Source organism: Rhodopirellula sp. MGV (assembly GCF_002251265.1).
Classification (GTDB): domain Bacteria; phylum Planctomycetota; class Planctomycetia; order Pirellulales; family Pirellulaceae; genus Stieleria; species Stieleria baltica_A.
This window is the reverse complement of record NZ_NPDI01000076.1, coordinates 1-26,305: the sequence shown is the minus strand read 5'-3', so window position 1 is coordinate 26,305 and position 26,305 is coordinate 1. Positions and strand designations below refer to the sequence as shown.

Genomic DNA, 26,305 nt, shown 5'->3' with positions numbered 1-26,305 from the left:
CTATGAAAGTAGAGAGTGCCCTTCGGGGAGCTCTTGCACAGGTGCTGCATGGCTGTCGTCAGCTCGTGTCGTGAGATGTCGGGTTAAGTCCCTTAACGAGCGAAACCCTTATCTCTAGTTGCCAGCGGGTAATGCCGGGGACTCTAGAGAGACTGCCGGTGTCAAACCGGAGGAAGGTGGGGATGACGTCAAGTCCTCATGGCCTTTATGTCTAGGGCTGCACACGTCCTACAATGGCACGGACAAAGGGAAGCTAAGCCGCGAGGTGGAGCAAATCCCAAAAACTGTGCCCCAGTTCGGATTGCAGGCTGCAACTCGCCTGCATGAAGCCGGAATCGCTAGTAATCGTAGGTCAGCATACTACGGTGAATGTGTTCCTGAGCCTTGTACACACCGCCCGTCAAGCCACGAAAGTTGGGAGGGCCCGAAGTCGCTGAGCGAACAGTTTACTGACGCAGGCGCCGAAGGTCAGCTCGACGATTGGGACTAAGTCGTAACAAGGTAGCCGTAGGGGAACCTGCGGCTGGATCACCTCCTTTTCTAAGGATTCTTAGAAATAGGTTCCTGCTGGTGACAGCGAGGAATCGAATCCGTGGAAGCGATTCTCAGTTCAGACTCAACAGGAAGCTTCGCTTCAATTTCACCACCAAAACATCACGAAGACCCGCAACGGCCTGTCGCCAGCCGCTGCGGGTTTTTTCGTGCGCGCATCCAACGCCTCTCCCAGCCCTGCGGACCTGGCTAGGCAACCAGCCGGGGCTTCGCCCATCAGCCGCGACCGCGATAGCGTGCGGTTATGTGATCCGGACAGAACGAAACCACGCAACCGCTGGCTATCGCCAATGCGGCTGATGAAACCGCCACGATTGCGTACGGCGATGCGAATCAATCGATTTCAAACACGCGGTAACGGACCGGGCCGTTGGCCCTACTGTTTTTGGTTGGGTCATTTTCCAGGCCCTGCGGACCTGGCTAGGTAACCGGCCGGGGCTTCGCCCCTAAGACAAGCGCCGCTGGAGTCTAGCCTTTAGGCGATTCTCGGGCCCGCCAGTCAAACCGAAGCCACGCAACCGCTGGCTATCGCCAATGCGGCTGATGTAGCCGTCACGATTTCGTACGGTGATGCAAATCAATCGATTTCAATCACGCGGTAACGGACCGGGCCGTTGGCCCTACTGTTTTTTTGGTTGGGTCATCTCACAGGCTCTGCGGACCTGGCTAAGTAACCTGCCGGGGCTTCGCCCCTAAGACAAGCGCCGCTGGAGTCTAGCCTTTAGGCGATCTTCGGTCCGCCCGCCAAACCAAAACCACACAACCGCTGGCTATCGCCAATGCGGCTGATGTAGTCGCCGCCCGTTCTCCATCAGCCGCGACCGCGATAGCGTGCGGTTACGTGATCCAGCCAAATCAAAACCGCCTAACCGCTGGCTATCGCCAATGCGGGTGATGAAACCGCCACGATTGCGTACGGCGATACGAATCAATCGATTTCAAACACGCGGTAACGGACCGGGCCGTTGGCCCTACTGTTTTTGGTTGGGTCATTTTCCAGGCCCTGCGGACCTGGCTAGGTAACCGGCCGGGGCTTCGCCCCTAAGACAAGCGCCGCTGGAGTCTAGCCTTTAGGCGATTCTCGGGCCGCCGGCAAAACCAAAGCCACACAACCGCTGGCTATCGCCGATGCGGCTGATAAACCGCCGTGCGTTCTCCCATCAGCCGCTAACGCGATAGCGTGCGGTTACATGATCCGGACACAAAAATCCGACCAACCGCTCGCGAGTGCCAATGCGGCCAATTGGCCTGGTCGCCAAGACTTTCTTCTTATCCTGCTGTAACAAACCGCCCTTCGTTTCGACAAAACTAGGGCGTGAACGCCTCATCCAAACACGACCGACGATCGCTCTTCCATTCGATTTGCGACGAAAACCGATTGCGACTTTCTCGTATCGCGCGGTTTTATGGTCGCTCTGATGCGGATGATTTGCTGCAAGACATCCTGCTGCAACTCTGGTGCAGCTTGCCGAAATTCCAACACCAATGCAGCACCGGCACATGGTGTTTCCGTGTCGCGATCAACACCGCGATTACGTGGCAACGCGCTCGCCGTACAAAAGTCACAACGATTAATATCGAAATGCCAGCCACACTTGCGACAAACACCGCTAGTGACACGCACCAGCAACAAATGCTCGAGCGATTCCTCGACTCGTTGCCGGAGATTGATCGGGCGACACTGATCATGCACCTCGAAAACTTTTCGCACGCAGAAATCGCCGAAACCATGGGCGTCGGGCAAGGTGCGATCCGCACGCGGCTTTGTCGAATCCGGAAACGCCTCAAACAGTGGGAGCAGGACTGATGGACGAGTTCGAAAAGTTGAAAACAACTTGGCAGTTAATCGAACCTCTGCCTGACGAACGATTCAGACAACTTCGCGACCGCGTCGAAACGGCACAAACTCAGATCCGTCACGCGATCGTACGACGAGACCTCGCCGAAACAATTGCGGCCGGATTTGTCGTGGTGTTTTTTTCATTTCCCCTGCTCTATTCCGACCGAACCTGGTCTCGCCTCGGCAGCCTCGTCATCATCGCTTCTGCGATCGAAATCCCGCTAATACTCTGGATCGCCAGACGCCCCCCGAATCGCACCGAACCAAACGACACGCTGCTCAATCAGCTCGATCAAGAAATCATTTTGCTGACGCGGCAAGCGAAACTACTTCGCAACATTTTTTGGTGGTACTTTTTCCCACTCAGCTTAGGGATGCTGCTCTTCAGTATCGGACTACTCGAAAATCACAGGCCGCACGACCACGGCGGTTCGGCGCTCATCAACTGGGGAGTTTTCTCGGTGATGCTGGTGATCATCCTGGCGATTTCAATCTTCGGCTGGAAACTGAATCGCGACGGAGCATCCCAAACGTTCGACACAAGAGTTCGATACTACGACAACTTGCGAACAGCGCTGCGATCGAGCGATGAGGATTCTCTCTCGACGCTCCAGGATCAAGTTCCATTTCTAGAAAGCCCAAAAGTGACGATCTCTCGACGGCGCAAAATGATCGGCTGGTCACTCGCATTGGGGGTCATGATCTCGTTTACCGCGTTCGGCTATTTCACGATGGTTCACTTCAATCAACGGTGCGGCAGATGGATCATGATCTCGGCTCCCGTCACGGGTGCTTTGGTCATTGCGTTTTCTCGTGCTTGGCGGAAAACAAACGACGGCAGAGCCAACACACCCTAGGAATCGACAGCGGTAGACTAGATGGTCCCCACCTTCTCTCATTCCAGGCTATCCCAATGCTGACTCCCGAAAGCTTTCAGTACGTCCATCGTCCTTGCGGTCAATCCACTCTGATCGATGGACCAGAGTTCCAAGCCGTTTCGAATCCACTGTCTGGAATCGAGACAACCGTTTGTGCACATTGCGGCGAACAAGACGACATCGAAAACTTCGCCTGGGAAGGCTCCTCCGAGACGATCGGGCAGTACTATCGGCGACACCTCGCACACATACCGCCGCAAGAAAAAGCCCGTGCCGACCGATCCGCGATGTTCAAGTACCTGATCGTTGGCGGGGCCATCGGCATCGCCGCCGGAATCGCAACGGGTCTACTCACGGCGTTCTTCAGCACGCTGGCCGGACTGATCATAGGAGCAGTCGCTACGATTGCGTTCGCAACTCTCGGCGTCCTTGTCGGATTCATGCACTTCGAGAATAAGATTGTTGCGTCGGTTATCGAACGCTATCTCGGCGTCGAAGATGCACGACAACTCGTGGCGTTGCCTCCCAACGCATGACAACAATTGCTACCGATAGCGCCAACACCAACTACTGATTAGCTCCCCAACAAAAACTAAGTCATCTGGATTCGATGCCAACAGGTGGTCCGCACCGTGAAGGGATACCAGACTGACGGGCTTCGCCGCCTCGCGGGTCGAACCATAAAACTCGGCTGACGGCGATTGCGATAACAGTGACATCAACCGCAAGGCGTGATCAAACGCAACGGTTTCATCAACAGGCGAGTGCAATAAGAGGACCGGGCACTGAATCGTCGGCAACACATCGGCGACCTGATGAGACCGAAAGTCATCCAGCATCTGCTTGGTGATCGTCCACTGGATCCCGCCGATCGAGACGACACCAGAACCTTCGGTATTGATCGCCGGATTCATTTTTTCAAGAAGAACCGCGAGGTGGGCAGAATCGCTTGGCGCGGCCAACGTCGCAACCATCGACAAATCGGCAAGGTCAGCGAGGTGATGGTCGCTCGCTTGGTGCGCCCGCGCCGCGGTGACCAAGGATGCAATCCCGCCAAAGCTATGGCCAACCAATCCGGTCACTGTCCCCAGTTCGCTTTTTGCAAATCGGATTGCGGACGCGAGGTCGGCCAAATTGGTGCTGAAATTGGACTGCGAGAAGTCACCTTCACTGCCGCCCAAACCAGTCATATCGAACCGCAACACCGCGATCCCGGACTTGGCCAATGCACGGCAAATTCGCACCGCAGCTTTTAGGTCCTTGCTGCAGGTGAAGCAGTGCGAAAACACAACGACAGGCGCATTTCCATCGCCGTCTTCTTCGCCGGCAGTCCACGTTTTTGGCCGATCGACGATGCCGGCTAACTGATACTGCCCGGTCCCGTCCGCGAACTTCACGCGGTACGAGGTGGTTTCAAAAGTACGTTGACTCACCAGCCTAATTGTTCTCGCTCGCAGCAGAGATTCGACCAGCACGGAACGCTTCGGCCATCGCACGTGGAACTTCGGCTTCCGCCAAAACCAAAGCAGATTTGTTACTCGCAACTTTGGCCCGCATCTGCTGTTCTTCGGCAACAGCCTCGGCACGACGCCGTTCGGCTTGAGCTTGGGCGACACGAGTGTCCGCTTCAGCTTGATCGCTTTGCAATCGGGCACCGATGTTTTCACCAACATCGATATCGGCGATATCGATCGACACGATTTCAAATGCGGTTTGTGCATCCAACCCACGCTCCAAAACCACTCGAGTGATCATGTCTGGGTTTTCTAAGACTTTGAAGTGAGTTTCTGCGGATCCGATAGAACTAATGATCGCTTCGCCGACTCGGGCGATCACGGTGTCCTCGGTCGCACCACCAATCAACTGCTCCAAATTGGTACGGACAGTAACCCGCGCCCGAACACGCAACTCGATGCCATTTTTTGTGATCGCACTCAACGTCGTTTTCCCACTGCGGGAAGGATCGGGGCAATCGATCACTTTGGGGTAAACGCTGGTCTGGACAGCATCCAGAACATCACGCCCGGCCAAGTCGATCGCGGCAGCTTGATCAAAGTCCAAAGGGATTTCCGCCCGGGCTGCTGCGATGATGGCGTGGATCACGTTCATGACGTTTCCGCCAGCCAAATAGTGCGCTTCAAGTCGACGAGTGCTGATACCGTTTTTTCGTCCGATATCCAATCCGGCCTGCGCGGACATGACCTTGGCTTGCACGATGACATTTGGATTCACTTTGGTGAAGTGCATTCGAATCAGGCTCGGGGCGCTGACGTCAGCTACCGACATGTATGCCTGGATCCAAAGCTTCCCATAGCGAAGAAAGAAAAAGCCGAAAATCATCGCGAACACGATGACCATGACTCCGACTAACAGAATCACCAATCCAAGGACGGGCGACGACTGTGCCAACGGTAGTGGCATGACCGAGTTGCCTGCGGCGACAGCACTCATTTGATTCCTTCGTAGTTCGTTGTTTTCGGCAGTCGTTCATTGGGGAGGATTTCCGACGGCCGAACCGAGCGGTGCAGAGCACTCCACTAAATTCACCAAACGGTCGACACCGAATTTAAACAAATAATTCGGCACCAAAGTCCACTTGCGAACGTTGTACAGTGTAAGGGGGCAACGTTTCCGCCTGCAAGCTGAGCGAAGTGGCTGGCGTGTCCGACGCCCCTAAGAAAAATTGGTTTTCCGCCTGCAATTCAGCGGTCCTGGCACCGCGTTTGCAAAGAAACAGTGAATCTCACGTGGAAATCCAATTATTAACACGTTTTCAACTGTCCATCGATCAGTTTTGTTTCTAATGTTGAAGCGGGTCCCTTTGGGGGAATGCTGACAGCACGAGGGACGGATTGAACTCGATTTGAACTTATACAGGTACTTGACCCATGCATGCAAATTGGCGAGCAGGCGATTGGGCCGTTTATCGAAAAAGCAAACAAGGTGCGAATCCCGGCCGTCGTGCCGCGCAGGTGATTGCTTCGAGTAAAGGCGAGACCTATCGCTACGTAGTAGACAAGTTTTGGGTGGTCGATGAAGTCTTGAGTGACGGCCGTTTGCGTCTGATTACGGCGCGCGGCAAAGTGCACACGATCGAATCGGACGATCCCAACCTCCGACGTCCGGGCTTCCTGCAACGCTTGCTTTGGCGAGAGCGATTTGCTGTCGTCGAAGCGTGCCGCCAGGGCAGCGAGCACTCGGAACACTCCGCCGGTGCTGTCGGCGCTTAACGGAGCGGAGCCTACGAATGAGGCACCGAAGCTGAAACTCTCGGCAAGTGGCATCCAGCTCTCGCGGATGCCAGCATTTCAGACATCAACGACACCGCAAGACGATCGCGGTGTCTTCTTAGGACCAGCTCTCCCCAACATTGGGAGGAGAGTTAACTTGCAGCGTTGGTTCCGAAGTCGAACCTACCCTGCCATCGCGGTCTTCGCTTGTTTGATGGATTCGTCCATGTCTTCGAACATCTGGCGGGCTTTGTCATGGAAGATCCGTCCGATCAGAACATCCGTCAAACAGCTGCGGTGCTCGGGGTGAGCTTTCATGAAATGCCCGATACTGAACTCCTTGCTGTAGAACGCATGGACCAGCTTTCGAACCCACATCGCCCCCTCAAGAAAATCTTCCGTCCAGCATCCGAGTTGGCTGCCTGACAGATCGTCGTTCTGGAACCCCTCGACGATTGCGTCGCCGGCACGAACACCCATCTCCAACGCGAAATAGACACCGGAGGAATAAACTGGGTCAATGAAGCCCAAGGCATCGCCGATCAACACCCATCCGTCGCCCGAATGTTTGGTCGACATGTACGAAAACTCTTTCGCCGTCCGCAGGCCACCGAGTCGTGTCGCTTTCTCCAAACGCGATTTCAACCCCGGGCATATCGCCAACTCTTCGGCAAAGGTTTCTTCTTGTGTCCCGCGCCCTTTCAACAGATAGTCGCTGTCAGCGACGCAACCGATACTTGTGATGCCCCGGGAAAGCGGGATAAACCAAAACCAAGATTCCTTGGACTCGGTCTGCATGATGATTGTCGCACCCTCGTTGTCACCTTCGCCACGCATCGCGTCGCGATAGTAGCCCCAGATCGCGGCCTTCTTCAGGTTCGGATTGACTTCCTTTAAACCTAGCTTGTTGGCGATGAACGATTGCTGTCCGGTTGCGTCGACGACGACCTTGGCTTCGATGTGTTTGGTTTCGCCATTCTTGTTTCGTATGGTGACGCCAGTCGCACGGCCATTGTCGTCAAAGGCAACGTCGGATAGCCGCGTTTCGTCATAGCATTCCGCGCCAAGCTCTGCCGCTCGATCGTAGAGCATCTTGTCGAACTCACTTCGCTCGACTTGCCACGTGTCGCTACATTCGCGCTCGTCGTGCCGGCGAAAAAAGAACGGAGCGGATTCTTTTCCATTGGCCGTGACGAATTGGACGCTTTTCTTGACCTGCCAGCCAGAATTCTTGACCTTGTCGTTTAGTCCCAACCGTTGCAGCGGCCAGTAGGTCTCCGGCATCAGCGATTCGCCGACATGAAATCGCGGCACGCTTTCTCGTTCGATCAACAACGTGCTCAAACCGCCTTGTGCGGTGATCGAGGCTGCCGCACCACCGGCCGGGCCGGCACCAATGACAACGCAATCGTACGCTGACTTCATCGATTCAAAATCCTGAAAATCCGAGTCTGAATGTCTTGGCTGGGAAAATGGAACTCTTCGGACTGCTTTCCTGTCTAAAAAACAGCATCCGGCTCGAAGGTAACCGTCAACAAGGGAAAACCGCAACGCGAGATCGCGTTCAAAGTCAAATCACCCGAGTTTGGTATTCCGAGACGCCGACATTTCCAAGGCCGGCCATACCGCTGGCATTTTAGCAGGTCGTACAGGCTTTGCCCGTCGAGGCCTGCGACCGCACCACTCGCGCGAGCGGTGCCGCAACCAGCTGATTCGTCAAAACCCGATCATCGGTGCTTAGCAATCTCCCGCGAAGCACCCACAGGAGGCATGTTTGCAACCTAGGCTCTGTTTGAAATTAGGACAGTCCTTCCTCACACGATGCAACGATTCGTTCAAGAAAATGAACTGTCGACCACTGCTTTCCGCCGCGGTCGTGGCCATGCTACTGCTGGCTCCGCTGGGGTGCAAAGAAGTCTCCGAAGCGTTCGTCCATATCGACAATGGGCATCATGCCGCAATCGCCGTCTATGTTGACGACGTCTTTGCCGGAGAAATCAGCCCTGGGCACAGCCGACGCCTGACGCTCCCTCTTGGTGAGCATCACTTCCGTGTGCTGTCCGCCGGGCAACCGGTTTATGACACGATTCACCATCTCGACAGTGGCAATCGGCCCTACCGAACGCCGGTCTATGTTTTAAATCCAGATGGCAACAATCGGTACTGCGAAGTCGAAATGGCAACCAACGCGTTCGAGCCAGACGCTTTCTCCGCCGATCACTCCAAAGTGACTTTGGTGAACCATTGGCCCGAACGCGAGCCTGATCTGACATCTGACGATCGGACCATCCGTGCACGCTATCAACGATTGACGCAGCATGCGATCGCGCACCCGCAACGTCCGTTTTTCAAAATCAAACGGGCGGACTTTTTCTTCGGCCCCTTACCTAGCGCGGTCCTGTCCAATGACGACTTGTTCAATTCACCGAGCGCGCTGACCCGCGTGTCAGCACGGGTTCATAAAACGATAATCGACGCAAAGGAAATCGAATCGCCTTCTGAGCAGGATCTTGAGCGGCTGGAAAAGGCCGTCAACGCTGCAGTGCGATCTGTTCCGATTCGATCGGAGCACTAGTGACGGGAACGCTAGTTGAGTTGCAACCCGATTAACACTGGGTCGTGATCCGAGCAACGAAATGCGTCGGGACGATAAAAACGTCCGGTGCCGTACTCGGTGTTGTAGTCCAAGCACCGTGGCTCGTCCGAGTTGATGTGCCAGTCAGCGACTCCTGTCACCTTGTCTGCAAGTGCTGGTGTCGCAAAGCAATGGTCCAGCGATCCCGCCTGCCCATAGTAGACGTACGAGTACGACGAGCCGGTTGCCTTAGTTTTGCTGACATCGACCAATCCGCCAGCACGCAGCGTGTCGATCGGATCTTCTTGACCGTAGGAATTCAAGTCGCCGATCACGAGTGCTTGCATACGTTTGCCGCGAAGGTACTTCACCACCGCGTCCGCTTGCTTCTTGCGTGAATCGTTGTACGCACCTTGCCCGTCGCGTCGATCGGCGTTGGCACCTTTGGCGTTGTTGGAACCTTTCGATTTGAAGTGGTTCACGACCACCGCAAAAGACTCTTTACCGCCAGGCAATCGGAACTGCTGAACCATCGGTGTGCGAGCATTGACGAATGCGAAGTCATCAATGAACTGCGTGTTGCCAACCGTTTCGACGCGATCTTTGCGATAGATGATTCCGACGCGGATCTGGTCACCGGCGCCAGGTGCTTTCTTGAATCCGGCCGGGATACCACAGCCGACATAGACTTCTTTGCCTAGCGCTTTGTTGACTGCGGCCACCAACGACTGTTCGGCGTCCAAATTGTTTTCGAGTTCCATCAACCCAATCACGTCGGCGTCCAATCCGACGATTGCGGCGACCAGTTTTTCGGTTTGACGCTTGAACTCTTCGTCGTTGTCCGCACCACGTGTTCCGTTCGAACCGTTATCAATGGTCGTGAAGTAATTCAACACATTGAAACTAGCAACGGTGACATCCGCATCACCAACGCTCGGACGTTCCGGTCGTTCGGCGGGAGTGATCTTCAGTGGTAACTCCGCGACCAGATAAAACCGTCCCCGATCTTCGGTGATTTTTCCGACCAAGTTGCTGACCTTCGATCCCAATCTCAGAGTCGGCAGATCCGTTCCAAAGGCGGGCAACAATGGCACTGGATATTGGTTGCTCCGGTCAACACCGTCTTCAATCACAATCCAACTGGCGTTGTTGCTTTTCTGGGCTTTGGTGATCGCCGCCACATTGGAATCGCCCGTGACACTGTTGTTTTGGGCGGCAGCATCGTTGGGATCGATCGTTTCAGTGGGAATAAACAAGCGTTCGGCTGCGACGCTGATTTGCCCATGCTGTGCCAAGCCATAGCTGTCCACGACGACCAATTCGCCGGGAATCAAGACTTTCTTTCCGAGGTAGTCGCTCCAGTGGATTTCGCTCAAGTGACGTGTCAGCTGAATCACATCGCTCCGATCCGAGAAAGCATCGGAAGCATCCGCAATTTCAGGCTGACGGGGCGATTCAGCGACGCGTGGTGCGTCAGATAACTCGTCACCTGGAGGCGGACCATCACTCATCCACAGCGTGGTGAGCGATGCGATGGCAATCACCGAAACGGCAATGACGATTTTTTCAACACCGCCTCGTCGGGCGAGAAACACTGGAGTCGATCGAAGTTGCATGACTTGTTTGACAGTGAGATGGTTATTGCGAGAGTGCTTCGCCGATCACGTCCGGCTTGTCCGTGGTGATCGACGCGGCACCGAAAGAAGCGAACGCTTTTGCGTCGCTGACTTCGTTGACCGTCCAGACATGAAATTCGAATCCGGCTTCGCGAATCGTGTCGACAAAGGCTTGGTCGATGATCGACAAGTCACCCTTGCTGCCGACGCCGGTCGCCCCGGTTTGCTGCAGTGTCTTGATGATCGATTCGACCGTTGGCTTGCCATCTTTGTAGCTCGTCAACCAATTCACCCGGTACTGCGGCATCAACTTGCGTGCTTGACGAACGACGTCTTTGTCAAAGCAGATGATCGCGATCTGCTCGTCTTTGAGGGACGAGTTTTCGAGCGCAGGTTTCAGCAGTGGCAGAATCTCCGTACCACACTTAACCTCGACAAAGATCTGTTTGCCGTCCGGAACCGTCTCCAACACTTGATCCAAGGTTGGCATCCGCTCGCCGGCGTACTTAGCGTCTTTCCATGCCCCGACATCGACCTGCTGGAGTTCCGCCAGGGTCGACCCGGCAACACTCAGCACAGGCGTCCCAGGTGAAGTTCGCTTGGTATTCTTGTCGTGGATGCAAACGATCTTGTTGTCTTTGGTGACATAGAAATCGCCTTCGATCGCGTCCGCACCACGTTCCCACGCGAGTTTGAACGAAGCCAGAGTGTTCTCCGGGGCCTCGAATGAAGCTCCACGGTGGGCCACGACAAACTGCGCATTGGCTGAGCTAGCGGCCATCATCAGTGACACCAAAACGACGAGAGAAATGGGGAATTTCAAAGTCTGTTCCTTAAAAGAATGACATCCATTGTGATCCCCGCTCGTCGCGATTCGCACAAGGGTCGCCCCATTTGAGGCAAGACCCTTGCAATCGGAAAGCACCGTTCCGAGCGGGGTTAGAAACCGGCCAACCGTTGATCGGAATCTCCAAATGCATCCATCGCGACACCCATTCGGTCCATCAACGAGAGATACAGATTGCAAAGCTTGCGGTCGTCATCATCCCGGTCGCTGTAATCGAGCGTGCGGCCGGTCTCGACCGTCCCCGCCAGACCACCGACTTGGATCAATGGGACCTTTGAACTGTCGTGATTCTTGCCGCTCCACATGTTCGACATGAACATCAACATCGAATTGTCCAAAACGGTCGAATCGCCTTCCGGCATCTTCTCCAGCTTTCCGGCCAGGTAGGCGACCTGTTCGATGTAGTAACGGCAAATCCGTAGATAGTCGTCTGTCGTGTCACGGTGAGACGCCAAGTGGTGTGCCAGCCGGACATCCAAGAACGGATAGATCAACCCCGAAATGTCGCGGCAAAGCAGAAGCGTCGCGACACGCGTTTTGTCGGTTTGGAACGCGGTCGCGATGATGTCGCACATCAACCGCATGTGTTCGCGAATGTCTTCAGGTAATCCCGCGTCGGGGCGTGACATCAGCGAGATCGACTGGTCTTTGTCGCGAGCGTTCTCGGCAGCCTTTTCGCTCAGCTTGCGCATCCGCTCGATCCGTTTTTCGATCTCACGAACACTGGTCAAGTACTCGTCCAGTTTGGCTTGATCGCTGCCACTGACCTGCCGCTGCAAACTCGCCGCGTGTTCGCGCACACGATCCAGCACGCTGCGATTTCGCATCGCGCCACGGTTTTCAAACAAACTGTCAAATGCGAGCGCCGGATAGGTTTCCATGGGCACTGGCGAGGTCGCATCATGCCAAGAGATATGCGAGCTATACGCCATCGAGAAGTTGGTTTCGTGATAGCCAGTCGTTGGCTGCTCACATCCGAGCACCAAACTGGGCTGCAACGTCTCGGCACCGACGTGCTTGGCCAACACCTGGTCCATGCTGACGCCGCCGCGCAGTTCGGCGCCTTTTTGCAGCTTCGCTCCCGATAACAAGTTGCCGGTTTGTCCGGGGTGAATCCCGACACCGACGGCGGCCGGGTTGTAGAGCCCCTTGATGAAGTTCAGCTTCTCTTTGAACGGCTCCAGCGGCGACAAGCAATCGCCCAGTTCCATTTCGGCGCCTTGACCTTTCGCCCACCAATGGTTGTAAGCGACCCCATTGGCCATAAACATGACCGCGATCCGCTGCGGACAGGCCGAGGATTCGTTGGTCGCTTCGTCACCCCAAACGGCAACCGATTCCAACCATGGCAATGCCATCGAAACACCGGTGCCTTGCAGCAACAGGCGACGTGAAAGTCGTTGATTAAGGACTGGTTGGTCGTGCATCGCTAGAATCCCTCGCACAAAACGAAATCGTGTCTGTCGATCAAATCGCGTCGCCTCGGATCGCCAAGGCAACGCCCGCCATCACTGGCGCTCTTAGCCTCGTCGATTCAAGAACTGATCGCTTGTCACGATCGTTTCTACCATCGATGAAAATGCGTAATCGTTGTGTTCGAGCCGCAGCTTCATTTGCTCGATCAAAGGTTCATCCGAAACGATCAATGATCGCCCGAGTGCGTAGGCAAGCAGCTTGCGACAAAGGTTGTCGACAAATTCGTCCTGCCGCGCGGTGCGGATGTATTCCTTTAACCCACTGACCCCAGCATGCTTTGATCCGTCGGGGAAATCGGCGACGACATCGACCGGGTTACCGGCCAAATCGAGCTCGCGTTTTTCGCCCACTGGGCCAAAGCCTTCGAACACTAATCCGACTGAATCGAACTTCTCGTGGCAACCGGAACAACTCGAGTGCTCGCGGTGTTTCGCCAAAACTTCACGCAGCGTCAATTCGCCGAGTTTCGATTCGTCTTCCGGCAACTCGGGAACATTCGGTGGCGGTGCCGGAATATGGGTCCCCAGCAATTGCCGAACCACCCAAAACCCACGCTTCACCGGACTCGTTCGCAAACCGGGTGAGTTTTTCGTCAAGAAAACCCCCATCGGCAACACACCACCCCGTCCGACACTCGCGGCATTGTCAACCTTTTTCCATTCGGTCTCGTCGTCAAAGGTTTCGTCGATGCCGTAGTGCTTCGCCAACACTTCGTTGACAAAGGTGTGATCGGCATACAAGAAATCCAGTACCGATCCGTTGCGGGCCAGGACGTCTTCAAAGAACCGCACGGGTTCTTCGAACATCGCATGTTGCAGCTTGTCGTCAAATTCCGTGAAGCGATTGCGGTCGACGCCTGTGTGTGATTTGAACTGTCGGAACCCCAACCAGTTCCCACCGAACTCAACCGCCAGTCCCTCTGCCTTGCTGCTAGCCAGCATCCGCTGACACTCACGGCGAAGCGTTTCCGGGTCCAGCAAACTTCCGTCCGCTGCCGCTTGCACTAGCGCTTCGTCTGGCATACTCGCCCAAACGAAATAGCTTAGACGTGACGCGAGCTCATACGCACCAAGCGGTTTCACGCTGGCAACATTCTCTTCCTTCGCGGTGCTTTCGACAGCACTCTCGATCGCGACAGCGTTCGAGTTCTGCACGCGATAGCAGAAGTGCGGTGAAATCAGAATGCTGACAATCACGTCACGAATTGCGTCTTCGTGTGTCAAACCGTCGACGTCCACCAAGGCATGATAGAACTCGTGAAGGCCTTCACGCTCGCTGTCCAATAGCGGTCGGCGGAAGGCACGTTCGGCGATCCGATCCAAGTCATTGACATGAGCGTCATAGGATAGCGTCTTAGCATGTGCGACGGCTTGGACTTTCTCGTTGACCGCGTCGAAGTGGTATCGCATCGCGTCGAGGGCTTTTTCGCTCGCCCCGATACGTTCCGCCTTTGCGATGTAAACCTTCGACAAACGCTGAATCATGTCTGGATGCGACGCGTTTTTATCAGCAGACCGGAACGGATCGAATTCGGAGTCAACTAGATAGTGACCTTCGGCGCGTTCGAACCAAATGAACCCCGAGTGCTGACGAGCAGGCACGTCGGCGACAAAATCGAGCTCGAACCACAAGCGATCAATCTCTTGTTGCTGTTCTTCGGTCAGCATCAGTTCGTACAACGGCTGATCATCGCGGAAGTAGCCCATCATGCTGTGAAATCCGGCACTTAGCAGCCGGTATTCGCCTTCACGATTGAGGTCTTTTTCCTTTTGGCCAACGTATTCCCGCCCACGCCGATCAACATAAAAACGGTCAGGGAACAAGCGGCAAAACGCTTCGTATGATTGACGAAGTTGAGCTTCGTCCAGTTCGTCAGTGCCTTGACCAAGTGCGAATTCGTTCCACTTGTCTGACTTGCGCAGCTCTGCGAGCGCATCAGCATTGAACGACATCCGATGCGATGCCTTTTGACGGTTTCGCCACAACACAAGCGGCTGTGAACCGCTGTTGATCCCCGAAACACTTAGGTGTGGGAAATCAAACACCAACGCTTCACGCAACGTGCTGATCTCTTCCGCCAACGCTTCGCAGGCCTCTTTGGCGGCGGCCGGATCATCGGGAAGCGACTTCAATCGAGATTGGATTTGTGCCAGAGGACCAATCAGCCCGTCAGCAGTGGCAAGTTGACGGGTCAGATCGTCCAAGTACTTGGTGCTGAGCGACGGGTCGATTTCAGCATCATTGCCTTGACGAAGACGTTGCCCGAGTGCGTACAAGTAGTCGGCGACCTTGGTGTTTTGCGCGTCGTAGTAGTCGACGATCTGGCGAACACAGAATTTGTCACGATCGGTGTCCGTGACGACCGGGTGTGGTGCGAACGACAACCCATCGGGCAAGAACAACAAGTGATCTGAAACGAAACGTGCCGCATCGATGTACTTGGACATCAGCGAGGGTGTCATCACCAAGGACTCGCCCGAGTTGTCGAAGCCAGCAGTATTCGACGGATCGATCGGAAAGCTATCGGCAGGCCGAATATCAACGCCGGTCAGATCGGCGATCGTGTAGTTGTATTCGGACGCACTCAATCGGTGCGCGAGGACTTCGCCGGGATCCCCAGCATGTTGTCGGATGAAATCGTCACGACGTTGTTGAATCCAGTTCAGCAGGCCAGCCTTTTCATCGGCCTCCATTTCATAACCGGAATCCGCAGGCGGCATTTCACCATCGGCCACGCGCTGGCGAATCAGGTCCCAAGTCGCAAAGTTGGCTTCGACCGAATGCGTCGAATCGAACGCGGTTAAATCCAGTGCACCATCGGGATCGGTTTGGCCATGGCAGTCAACGCAATACGATTGCAACACCGGCTCAACCGCTTCGGCGAACGATCCACCCACGGTTGATTCGGCGGTTTCTTGTGCGGTCCCGACCTGTGCCGTCGCACTGACCCAAACGGCGCCAAACAACATTGCCTTGGTGAGTATCGATTCCAAGCGGAGCAGCTCACCGCGAATCATCGGTCGCTTGCCAGCCAGACAATTGTCGTGGCGAGAACTCTTGGTCGCGGTGCGCGCGAGCGGGTGATTGCTGAATCGCAAGTGCATCATGATGGGTGGGATTGGAGTGGCGGGACGATCATTGTAGTCTCATTTCGCGTTTCGCAATGCCAACGCAAGACAATGCGGTCCCGGACGCGCCTTAGCGGTCTTGCAATCTATCGGCAAACGCCACAAATGACCAATAAATCCTTGTGATTCGCCGGCCATTGGCGGGGCTTTCCGACTGCTTCGATTGCAAACTCCACCACCGCACCACTGGGGGGACAAAGCGGTGACTTGTGTTTTTGTGTAGGATGCGTAACGATCTCGGTTTCGCCTATTCCCCGTTCACTTTTTCCGCATGACTGACGCCGCTCCTTCCAGCGAAAAAGATTCGTCCTACGTCGTTGTCGCCCGCCGCTATCGGCCGCGAAATTTCGGCGAATTGGTCGGCCAAGAGCATGTCGGACGCGCCCTCGCCAACGCGATCGAAACCGGTCGTGTCGGGCACGCGTACCTGTTCACCGGTGCGCGGGGGGTCGGCAAAACCAGTACCGCGCGGATCTTTGCCAAAGCGCTGAACAATCCCGCCGGCCCCAGCGCCGAATTTGACGGATCCAGTGATATCGCCCAAGCAATCGATGTTGGCGAAGACATCGACGTCATCGAAATCGACGGTGCGAGTAACCGCGGGATCGACGAAATCCGTTCACTCCGTGCCAACGTCGGCGTCCGCCCAAGCCGGTCACGGTTCAAGATCTACATCATCGACGAAGTCCACATGTTGACGCAGGCGGCTTTCAACGCACTGCTGAAAACGTTGGAAGAGCCTCCCGAGCATGTGAAGTTCATCTTCTGCACCACCGATCCGGAAAAGATGCCGATCACGGTGCTCAGCCGTTGCCAACGATTCGATTTCGCCCCCGTCGAAGTCACCAAAATCGTCGGACGTCTGCGTGAAATCGTCACCGCCGAAAACGCACAAGCTGACGATGAAGCTCTCGAACTGGTTGCCCGACGCGCCGCCGGTTCGATGCGTGATAGCCAATCACTGCTTGAACAAGTCCTCAGTTTCAGCGACGGCCATCTGACGGCCGACCAAGTCCACTCGATGCTGGGCACCGCCGACGATGAACGCCTACACGCTCTCGCAACATCGATGTGCAACCGTGATGCGGCCGCCGCGTTGAAACAACTCGACTCGGCAATTGACGCCGGAGTGGACGCCGGACGAATCGCGGAACAATTGCTTGGTTACTTCCGCGACCTGATGGCTGTCAGCGTCGGTTGTGATCCGTCACTGCAGCGCCACACGGCAGCGTCCATGCACGACGAATTAAAAGGCCTCGCCGACGCATGGGGCCTGCAAACGGTGCTAGCTGTCGTCGCCTTGATCGACCAAACACTCGTTCGCGTTCGGCACAGTGTCTACGGTCGCGTGCTGCTGGAATCGACCCTAATCCAGATCTGCAACCTGCCCGACTTGCAAGCGATCGCTGACCTTGCCGCTGCTGCCAAAAGCGGCCAAAGCCTTTCCTCTGTCGGGGCCGAAAAAAAAAAGTTAGCCCCTGAGCAGCCAACTCCCGAACAGCAAGCTCCGGCACCACGGGCGCTGGCGACACCCACACCGGCATCGCCGGAATCACCTACTCCGCCTGCAACCGCACCCGCACCGCCAGCGGCAACTGCTTCAGCACCAGCAACACCGCCTCCAGATCCGACGCCCGCCGGGAATACCAACGGCGCAGCAACCGAGCCTGCCGCGACGAACTCGGAAGCTCAAGCGACCACCGATGCGGCAGCCGCGACGCCTTCGCCCGCGGTAAGCAGCTCGCTGCCCAAGATGAACCTGAGCGCATCGACTGCCAAAGCAGTTTTTGCGGCGGCGCTCAACGAAGTCGCCCAGATGACGGCTTCGATCGCGTTGATGGCCGATCTGCGCTACACCACCGATTCCAGAACAGGCAATCCGGTTTTGGAACTCGTCTATCCGGCAGATTCCGGCATGGCGATGCGGCGAATGAGCCAACCCGAACACCGCGGCACCGTAGCAGACGCATTAGCCGCGATCACCGGTTCCCCGGTAACGCTCTCGATTGTCGAAGGTGCCGCGCGCGGCACCGTGAAAAAGGCGGTGGTCGTGTCACCGCAAAACGCGGCGAAAGAACGCATGGAACGCTTGCGGCAGATCGAATCCCATCCGTGGGTTCAAACTGCCATCGAAACGTTTGCAGCTGAGTTGGTCAAAATCGACCCGAAGTAACTATTCGACGTCGTCGGCACCGCGAGGGTCGACTTTCAAACTCGAAAGGTAGGCGACCAAGTCTCGAAGCTCCCGTGCAGACATTTGTTTGACCAAATCGGCAGGCATTGATGACTTGCCTTTCTTGCGAACTTCGATGTCATCTTGCGCGATCGTTTCCTGAGTCCCATCGGCCAGCATCAGTTCCACGACGTCGTCGTTTTGCATTTTGACGATCCCGCTATGGACCTTCCCATCGATGTCGATGATGACGGCGGTTTCAAAACCCTCAGCAACTTTGGCATCGGGCAAGCAGATCGATTCCAACAAATAGCGTGGGTCACGCTCCTTGCCAATCACCGTCAGCTTCGGGCCGACTTGCCCACCCGACCGGCCGATGGTGTGACAGCGAACGCAGGACAGTTCGGTCTTTCCGAAAAACAACTTCTTGCCCGCTTCCACATCGCCACCGGCAAGTGAATCCAACCAGGTTGCTAACGGATCCGTTTCGGCGAGCTTGTTGCGGTAATCGTCGAATTTCGATTTCAGATCGTCGCTCAGTTTTCCTTTCGATGCTTCGACAACATTCAATTGAACGCGTGGGTCTAGCTTGCCATCGATGTACTTCGTCACAGCAGCATCAATCGTTTGGCTCGCCTGGGGGCTCGGCAATTTGCCTAGGATGTCCCAGGCTTTTTGTTGAACGTTGACGTCAGAATTCGATGTCGCGGCAATAAACGTATCGATCGACTCGCCAGGTGCGCGATCCGCTAACACAGTCAGCTTTGCCTTGCCCAGGTCACCACGGGTCTGCTCTGGCGGAATCGCTTTGGCAATTCGAACGGCGACTTCGGGCTGCAAACGCGACAGCGCGATCAGGAGTTTCGAACGTGACTCGGTCGAGCGTGAACTATCGATGACCTGTTTTTCCAAGACGTCGGCGATCTTGGCGATGCCAAGCTCCGAGGCGGTATCGATTGCTTTGAGTCGCACGTTTTCTGGTGCTGCCAACAACAGATCGATATGTGGCGTCAATGCATCGCGTGCCACAACCGCCGACCGAATTTCCAATGGCCGGTAATCGCCGATGACGCGGTCCAGCGGATCTGGATTGGCCCAATGTGCGAGCATGTCTAACGCTTCGATTCGCATCTTGGGCGATACATCGGTGCGTGTTGCGAAGTTCGCCAGCGCGGCCGCGTTCGCTTGCGTCCCCTGTCGATAGTTCGCATTGATCACTCGCATGATCAACGCTTCATTGTCGAATTTTCCGTTGATCAGTTTCGCCAACGCCGGCATTGCGACTTGGATCGGTTTGTCGTGAATCGCCCGCGCCGCTTCGAGGACAACCTGGACGTTTTGATCAGCCAGGAACTCTGCGACTTCGCCGCTTCCTTGACGACGCAGAGCGACCACGGCCAAACGGCGAACTTCGACCGACGGGTGTTTTGTCAACGCCTTCAGTTGGCCGGCGTTGGCAGCACGCGACAAATACATAGCGCTGGCGTGGCGAATTGCGGCGTCTTTCCCGTCCGCACCGACGATACGCTCAAGTACCGTGCTCATCGCGGTAGCAGACTTGCTTCGTCCCAATGCGTCGATTGCCGCGTAGCGAACACGTGCGTTCTCATCGTTGATCAACGGCAAGGCTGCATCAACGGCCTCGGACCAGCCTTGTTCGCCTGCGATCGTCAACGCGGCGAAACGGACATTGGCGTCCTTGTCGGTCAGCAGATCGACGACCGCCGTCTTGGCCAATTGATCGCTCGCGTCTTTTCGAGCAACCTCACCAAGTCCCCAGACCGCGTGAAGTCTCGCCAGCGGGCTCTCACCAAGCGTCGCCGTTTTTGCCAACGCATCGGTATCGCGACGGGCGGCTAGCTCCCATTGGCTTTCCAAACGGACACGTCGATCGGGGTGGCCCAACCAAAGTGCCAACGTATCGGTTTCGGCTTTCGTCAAATCGCTCGCCAAGATGTCACGCACCTCGGCAACGATCGCATCTTGTTGATGTTCCGCATCGCTGATTTTGTACAAGCGGCCTTTGCCCAAACCGTCCCATCCGTTGACCCAGTCACTCACGTAAAGGGAACCGTCATTGCCAAACGCGAGGTCGGTTGCCAGGCAGGACCAAACCGGTTGTGAGTTCTCGCCCAGCTTGTAGGTCGCGCCGTTCGGCTCCAATTGGAACGTCCGAATACCGCTATTGCTGGGGCCACCGCGAAAATCGCAAACCAAGAACGTGTCCTTGAGCGAGTCGCCGAATCCAGTGCCAGGGTAATACGCCAAACCGCTTGGGCCGTCGGTGAAGTTTTCAATGGGTGGGACAATTGCGGCCGGCTGTTCGTCGTTTTGTGGGTGCCAAATCTTTTCGCGATTGAACGGGCCACGATCCGGCAGGTATTGGTAATACATTCGCCATCCGGTATCGCCGTCTTGCAAGATGTGGACGATCCGAGCTCGGTCACCACTGTCGCTGTTGTTGTCGACCGTGAACCAATCGCCTTGGTCGTTGAATGCAATCTCTTGTGGGTTGCGCAAGCCGCGTGCAAAGACTTCCAAGCCACTTCCGTCAAGTTCACAGCGGAACATCGCGCCGCTGGCAGGGTCGGACAGCAGTTCGCCTTCCGCGTTTCGCAAGTGATAGCCGCGGTCACCGATCGTGAAATACAACCGGCCGTCATATCCCCGGATCAACCCGTGCATGTCGTGACCACGGAATGCAACCCGAACGCCATAACCGTCGCTCAACACGACGCGTTCGTCTGCTTTACCGTCGCCGTTTTGGTCGACCAATTTCCAAAGCTTGGGAATGCAGGTGTAGTAAACGCTATTCCCGATCGCCAAGACGCCAGCACCGGTGCCTTCTTCGAGATGATTAAACCCGTCGGCAACGATCACACTCTCGTCCGCAGTGCCATCGCCGTCGGTATCCGTCAATCGGCGGATGCGATCATCGTGCTGGGCGTACGTCACCGCCGTGTCACCCAGCAATTTGATGTGATAGTCGATTCGGTCCTGAACCGTCTTTGCGGCCAAGTCGGCAAGCAACCAAGTTCGGTCGTGCCCGCGGTTGTCCGTCACGCCACGGTTTTGACGAAACGTTTCGCAAACGTAAACGTTGCCTTTGCGGTCGATGTCGAACGCGACAACATTGGCAAGCTTCGGTTCGGCAGCCCACAAGTCGATCTTCCAACCGTCACGAAGACTGATCGCGGCCATCGCTTCGGCGGGTTCGTCCGATGCCTCGGCGACTTCGGGAGTCAGTGGCTTCACCGCCCCTAAATCCACCGCCGTTGCCGTCAATCCTTCACCGAGCAGCATCCCGCCGGTGATTATTCCGCCTGCGAGCAGCATCGCTGACAGCCGAAAACGTTTCATTCGGGTCAGCAGGGCTGCGGCTGGAAGTTGAGGGGATTGTTTGCAATGCGACAGGCGGGATGTTTTAGGAAGGGTCATCAGCACGATTTTAAGCAACGACGAAGGGTGACTCACCAAGATTCGATCCTGTGAATCGATGGCGAACAAGCGGCGCAGACCGACACCTTGCCTCGCAGATGTCGTTATCTACTAGAATAGTCGCTTCGGCCGCTAATCAGCGAGATCGGTTTGACATTCAAGAGTGAAAAGTTTCCTACATGAACGGCTCCGAAAGCGACGACGACAACCGTGACCGCAACGAATCGATCGAGGCCGATGAGCGAATGTCGTCGCCTTCACCTGCTGCCGGCGACGAAGAAACACATGCGGATCCCCCGTTTGTCGCCAAACTGATCTCGACCGGTCAAAATCCGGGAGCTGCCGCGGCAGAGAGCGACACCGAGACCGAACCGACGATCCGCGTCGGTTCCCCTTTCCGCGTCGATCCACCACCGCAACGACAGGTGGTCGTTCAACAGGCATCGGGGGAGGCTGTCTATGCCGATTACGGCCCGTTCCTCTACACATCGATGGGGGCCGCGTCCGCGGCAATCGTCGTGTTGGCCTTCGCGATACTCGGCTATTTTTGGTTTCCCGCCGGCGGCGCGCTCGTCACAATGCTGGGCACGTTACTGTCGCTCGTCGGCGTCTTTTCAGAGAAGCGTTTTCGACTGGCCGCCATCACAGCACTTCCACTGCATGCCGGCCTGTTCTTCCTGTGCTACATGCGAGCACTTGTTTAGTCATTGATGATTTCAAAAGTCATCACGACGCTTGCCGAAATCGTTTGCTCGCCTGGCGAAATCGGTACCGATCGGACAGACGCCATCATCATCATTTCTGGTCGCGGCGGCACGCCACCTTGGCCCGACTCGCGGATCTCGATCACCTTGCCAAGCTTCGTCTCCGCAGTTTGGCAGAGTAACTCTGCTTTGGCGCGAGCCTGTTTGACTGCTTTAATGCGAGCTTCTTCCAAAAACTTTTCGTCACGCTCGACGGAAAACGCGATCCCGTTGATCCGGTTGCTGCCACTTTGCACGACCGCATCCAGGATCTCCCCCACTCGCGAGATTTGTCGCACCTTGATTCGCACGTCGTTGGTGACCTGGTACCCGATGATCTGTGGCTCATTCTGTTCAGCTTCGTACGGGCGACCGGGTTGTGGTCGTCGCTGTTGGTATTGAGGCGAAACATTGAACTGGGCCGTCTGGCGGTCACGTTCGTCGATCCCCAGTTTGTCTAGCTGTGCACGCAACGATTCCATCGCTTTGTTGTTTGCCGCAACTGCCTCTTTGGCCGTTTTGGCTTCGGTGATCACTCCCACGGTCACGGTTGCCATGTCAGGATTTGCGGAGACTTCACCTGTACCGCTAACAGTGATGCTGGGGCCACGATCATCATCATCCGCATGAACGATGGCGGCGTTTCCGAGAAACGCGATCGCTGCGAACGCGAGCAATTTCGGGCGGGCGGCAGAAAAGACAGTTGAAGAGATCATCGAATTTGACTCCTGTTGTTTCGAAGGGTTACGCAAGGATAGTGCCTCGGCAATGGTTACAATAGTCACCCTTCCCCCCGCCCTTTTCAACCAACACCATTCCAGCGAGCCCCCGCCGATGCTCACGAGATTATGGGTCTGCTGTCGCCAATTCATCGCGGCTTTGTTGTTCGCATCAATCGCTTTCCCGAGTGTCCGCCAAACTCGCGCGGATGAACAATTGGATTTCGCGAAAGACATCCAGCCGATTCTTGAAACCTATTGCGTCGGTTGTCATTCCGCTGGCGATGCCGAAGGCGAATTCGCATTGGACTCTTTCGAATCGATCATGCATGGCGGCGAATCTGGCAGCGTGATCACCCCCGGTTCGGCTGCCAGCAGTCGCATGCTGCTGATGGTGACCGGAAAGCTTGATCCCGTGATGCCGCCCGATGACGCCGAAGGCCCCAGTGACCAGGAACTGGAAAAATTGATCCAATGGGTTGATCAAGGCGCTGCCGGCCCGACCGGTGATGCGCCGGTCAAACGCATGCTTCGGACCCCAAAGATTCAACCCGCCGAAGGTATCGCCCAACCGATCACCGCAATTGCGATCTCTCCCGATCACAACCATACCGCCCGTGGCAGATTCCAATCGGTATTGATCGATTCGTCTGGGCAACCATCAATCACGATCAACGACAAAGATCTCGGCAAAGTCAACGCACTCGCTTTTTCCAGCGACGGACAGCGATTGTTGGTCGCCAGCGGCATGACCGGGGCGTACGGTCGGGCCGCGATCTATCGCACCGCCGATGGACAACTTACACAAGAATTCGTCGGGCACCGAGACTCGCTCTATGCCGCCGTCTTTTCGCCCGACGAATCGATGATTGCGACAGCAGGCTACGACCAAGTGATTCGCCTATGGGATGTCTCCTCTGCCAAGGTTCTAAGGACACTGCAAGGACACAACGGCGCGGTCTTTGACCTCGCCTTTTCGCCAGACGGAAAAACGTTGGTCAGTGCGTGCGCCGACGAAACGGCAAAGCTTTGGCGCGTCGCAGATGGCGAACGACTAGATACGCTTGGTCAACCCGAAGGCGAAGTGTTGGCAGCCACGATCACTCGCGATAACCGGTACGTGATCGCCGGAAGCGCCGACAATCGAATTCGTGTTTGGCAACTCGTTTCGATCGAACAACCAAAAATCAATCCATTGGTTGCCACTCGCTTTGTCGATGAAACACCGATCGTCAACTTGGCGCTGTCACCGGACGGATCAACGTTGGTTGTGCTCGCCGAATCTGGCAACGTCAAAGTCCTCTCCACCGACGACTGGCAACCGCTTCCGTCACCGCAGCCACTCCCCTCGATGGGTACAGATCTGTTTTTTGCAGCTGACGGACAATCGGTTTCGATTGCCATGATGAACGGTGAGGTCGTCGAACGCGAATTGCCCAGGGATTCAGGTGAGCTGAACATGACGACTGATGCGTCAAACGTGTCGCTGGTGTACCTCGACCTGCCATCGCCAACGGCCTTGTCAGAACCCGAGCTACGAAAAAGCCAGCTTGGCCCTGACGAACAAATCGTGTCCACCTCGAACAGTGAATCAGACAGCCCTGCGATCCTTGATGTCGGACGAAGTATCTCGGTCGACGGCAACATCGATACTTCACAACAGGCTGACTTCTACCGTTGGCATTGCAACCGCAACGAAGTCTGGGCGATTGACGCCGACGCGATCGGTGACGGCCGACTTGATCCGATCGTCACAATCTTAGATTCGGCCGGGGAACCGGTTGAGCGAGTTCGATTGCAAGCAGTTCGCGACTCGTACTTTACCTTCCGTGGCAAAGATAGCGAACAAAGCAACGATTTCCGCGTGTTCAATTGGGAAGAGATGAAGCTCGGTCAGTATTTCTATGCGGCTGGCGAAGTCACACGTCTGATGATTCACCCGCGTGGGCCGGACTCGGGGTTCAACGTTTATCCCGGCGTTGGCAAACGTTGGACTTATTTTGGAACGAGCGGCACTACCCACGCACTGGGCGAACCGGCCTACATCGTTTTGCCACTCCGCGCGGACCAAACCCCACTGGCAAATGGATTGCCCGTATTCAATCTTCCGTACGAAAACGACGATGATCCAGACCGGGTTGCGGGCAAAAACAGTCGCCTGCTGTTTGTCGCTCCTGAAGACGGACCCTATACCGTTCGCATCACAGACACACGTGACGAAGGCGGGCCGGAATTTCAATATCGCTTGACCATTCGTGCGGCGCAGCCAAGCTTTCGCCCATCGAACGGCACGATCGCAAAACCACTTCATGCCGCGACGGGACGAGAATTCAATGTCAATGTCGACCGTATCGACGGCTACGATGGGCCGGTGACGTTTGAGCTACACGGACTTCCTCAGGCATTGCAAAGCAACTTTCCATTGACGGTTGAATCCGGTTTGCGATCCGCTGTGGGATTGATTTGGGCACCACCAGGCACGTCGACTTGGGAAGGAAACATTGAGCCACATTTGACCGCCTGGGCAATGATCAACGGTAAACGCGTCGAGCGTCCGGTGGGCAGCATTGGAAAGCTGACTTTTAGTGACAACGTCCCAAACGTGATCCCGTCGATTCAGCCGGCTTCCGTCGATATCGGTCCCTATGAAGATTGGATACTCGACGTCAATCGTGGCGAAACCGTGTCAGCACGCGTTCGAATCGAACGCAAAGAAGGTTTCGACAATGAAGTCTCCTTCGGCGGCGAATTCTCCGGCCGAAATGCGACCCAAGGCGTCTACGTCGACAACATTGGCTTGAACGGTCTTTTGGTCGTTTCCGGCGCCAGCGAACGCGAGTTCTTTATCACCGCCGACGAAACCGCGATCCCCGGCAAACGCTCTTTCTTCCTCACCGCCAACCAAGACGGCGGCCTCACGACCCACTCCATCACCATCGAAGTCAAATAAAGGTGTCAGGTACGAATGGCACGTACTTAAGCGGCCGGACACTAGATAGGGGCTAGTGATCGGCGTGCTAGCACTACAGGCAGTGACTGCAAATCGAATTTGCATTTTCGATGCCAGTTTTGAATTGAAACATGGACAAG

The 26,305-nt window shown here is 55.9% G+C and carries 17 protein-coding genes and 1 rRNA gene; 9 read left to right on the top strand and 9 right to left on the bottom strand.

Annotated features, from left to right (window positions below; translation table 11 throughout):
• The 4 genes from CGZ80_RS27375 to CGZ80_RS27360 all read left to right on the top strand — a co-directional run.
• Window positions 1-539 (top strand): 16S ribosomal RNA (locus CGZ80_RS27375); the annotation flags it as partial.
• A gap of 1,328 nt (window positions 540-1,867) precedes the next feature.
• The gene (locus CGZ80_RS27370; protein WP_094418869.1) at window positions 1,868-2,359 is read left to right on the top strand and encodes an RNA polymerase sigma factor; all 492 of its coding nucleotides are present in this window, start codon (window positions 1,868-1,870) and stop codon (window positions 2,357-2,359) included.
• Window positions 2,359-3,249, top strand: coding sequence for a hypothetical protein (locus CGZ80_RS27365; RefSeq protein WP_094418868.1), 891 nt, complete (start codon window positions 2,359-2,361; stop codon window positions 3,247-3,249). Before CGZ80_RS27370 ends, CGZ80_RS27365 begins: the two co-directional genes overlap by 1 nt.
• Before the next feature lie 56 nt (window positions 3,250-3,305).
• Window positions 3,306-3,806 (top strand): hypothetical protein, encoded by a 501-nt coding sequence (locus CGZ80_RS27360; protein WP_094418867.1) that lies wholly within the window; start codon window positions 3,306-3,308, stop codon window positions 3,804-3,806.
• A gap of 9 nt (window positions 3,807-3,815) precedes the next feature.
• Here CGZ80_RS27360 and CGZ80_RS27355 read toward each other — a convergent pair whose 3' ends face one another.
• Window positions 3,816-4,703 carry an alpha/beta hydrolase family protein gene (locus CGZ80_RS27355; protein ID WP_233148712.1) on the bottom strand — a complete coding sequence of 296 codons (888 nt, stop codon included), beginning with the start codon at window positions 4,701-4,703 and terminating at the stop codon, window positions 3,816-3,818.
• Window positions 4,704-4,707: 4 nt separating this feature from the next.
• Window positions 4,708-5,691 (bottom strand): flotillin-like protein FloA, encoded by a 984-nt coding sequence (floA, locus tag CGZ80_RS28405; RefSeq protein WP_094418875.1) that lies wholly within the window; start codon window positions 5,689-5,691, stop codon window positions 4,708-4,710.
• Window positions 5,692-6,158: 467 nt separating this feature from the next.
• On the opposite strand from floA, the gene CGZ80_RS27345 reads away from it, so the two are divergent.
• Complete coding sequence (locus CGZ80_RS27345; protein ID WP_094418866.1) at window positions 6,159-6,500, top strand: hypothetical protein; 342 nt, start codon at window positions 6,159-6,161, stop codon at window positions 6,498-6,500.
• A 183-nt stretch (window positions 6,501-6,683) separates the two neighbouring features.
• Here CGZ80_RS27345 and CGZ80_RS27340 read toward each other — a convergent pair whose 3' ends face one another.
• Window positions 6,684-7,925, bottom strand: a complete 1,242-nt coding sequence (locus CGZ80_RS27340; protein WP_094418865.1) for an NAD(P)/FAD-dependent oxidoreductase — start codon at window positions 7,923-7,925, stop codon at window positions 6,684-6,686.
• A 418-nt stretch (window positions 7,926-8,343) separates the two neighbouring features.
• Between CGZ80_RS27340 and CGZ80_RS27335 the strand changes: the two genes are divergently transcribed.
• On the top strand, window positions 8,344-9,075 hold the full coding sequence (locus CGZ80_RS27335) for a hypothetical protein (protein WP_094418864.1): 732 nt from the start codon (window positions 8,344-8,346) through the stop codon (window positions 9,073-9,075).
• Window positions 9,076-9,086: 11 nt separating this feature from the next.
• Here the strand turns inward: CGZ80_RS27335 and CGZ80_RS27330 are convergent, their stop codons facing one another.
• The 4 genes from CGZ80_RS27330 to CGZ80_RS27315 all read right to left on the bottom strand — a co-directional run bounded on the left by CGZ80_RS27330 (window position 9,087) and on the right by CGZ80_RS27315 (window position 16,121).
• Window positions 9,087-10,691 carry an ExeM/NucH family extracellular endonuclease gene (locus CGZ80_RS27330; protein WP_094418863.1) on the bottom strand — a complete coding sequence of 535 codons (1,605 nt, stop codon included), beginning with the start codon at window positions 10,689-10,691 and terminating at the stop codon, window positions 9,087-9,089.
• Window positions 10,692-10,713: 22 nt separating this feature from the next.
• Complete coding sequence (locus CGZ80_RS27325) at window positions 10,714-11,514, bottom strand: glycerophosphodiester phosphodiesterase (RefSeq protein ID WP_198953802.1); 801 nt, start codon at window positions 11,512-11,514, stop codon at window positions 10,714-10,716.
• A gap of 116 nt (window positions 11,515-11,630) precedes the next feature.
• The gene (locus tag CGZ80_RS27320) at window positions 11,631-12,965 is read right to left on the bottom strand and encodes a DUF1552 domain-containing protein (protein WP_233148711.1); all 1,335 of its coding nucleotides are present in this window, start codon (window positions 12,963-12,965) and stop codon (window positions 11,631-11,633) included.
• Window positions 12,966-13,058: 93 nt separating this feature from the next.
• The gene (locus tag CGZ80_RS27315) at window positions 13,059-16,121 is read right to left on the bottom strand and encodes a DUF1592 domain-containing protein (protein ID WP_094418862.1); all 3,063 of its coding nucleotides are present in this window, start codon (window positions 16,119-16,121) and stop codon (window positions 13,059-13,061) included.
• 292 nt (window positions 16,122-16,413) lie between these two features.
• Here CGZ80_RS27315 and dnaX point away from each other — a divergent pair, with 292 nt between their 5' ends.
• Window positions 16,414-18,315, top strand: a complete 1,902-nt coding sequence (gene dnaX / locus CGZ80_RS27310) for a DNA polymerase III subunit gamma/tau (protein WP_094418861.1) — start codon at window positions 16,414-16,416, stop codon at window positions 18,313-18,315.
• Here the strand turns inward: dnaX and CGZ80_RS27305 are convergent, their stop codons facing one another.
• Window positions 18,316-21,675 (bottom strand): PVC-type heme-binding CxxCH protein, encoded by a 3,360-nt coding sequence (locus CGZ80_RS27305; protein ID WP_094418872.1) that lies wholly within the window; start codon window positions 21,673-21,675, stop codon window positions 18,316-18,318.
• Window positions 21,676-21,932: 257 nt separating this feature from the next.
• Here CGZ80_RS27305 and CGZ80_RS27300 point away from each other — a divergent pair, with 257 nt between their 5' ends.
• Window positions 21,933-22,457, top strand: coding sequence for a hypothetical protein (locus CGZ80_RS27300; RefSeq protein ID WP_094418860.1), 525 nt, complete (start codon window positions 21,933-21,935; stop codon window positions 22,455-22,457).
• On the opposite strand, the gene CGZ80_RS27295 is transcribed toward CGZ80_RS27300, so the two are convergent.
• A complete protein-coding gene (locus tag CGZ80_RS27295) occupies window positions 22,454-23,212 on the bottom strand; it encodes an SIMPL domain-containing protein (protein ID WP_158222879.1) in 759 nt (252 codons plus the stop codon). The two genes, CGZ80_RS27300 and CGZ80_RS27295, sit on opposite strands and share 4 nt — an antisense overlap.
• Before the next feature lie 118 nt (window positions 23,213-23,330).
• Between CGZ80_RS27295 and CGZ80_RS27290 the strand changes: the two genes are divergently transcribed.
• Window positions 23,331-26,165 (top strand): c-type cytochrome domain-containing protein, encoded by a 2,835-nt coding sequence (locus CGZ80_RS27290; RefSeq protein ID WP_094418870.1) that lies wholly within the window; start codon window positions 23,331-23,333, stop codon window positions 26,163-26,165.
• Window positions 26,166-26,305: the final 140 nt, after the last annotated feature.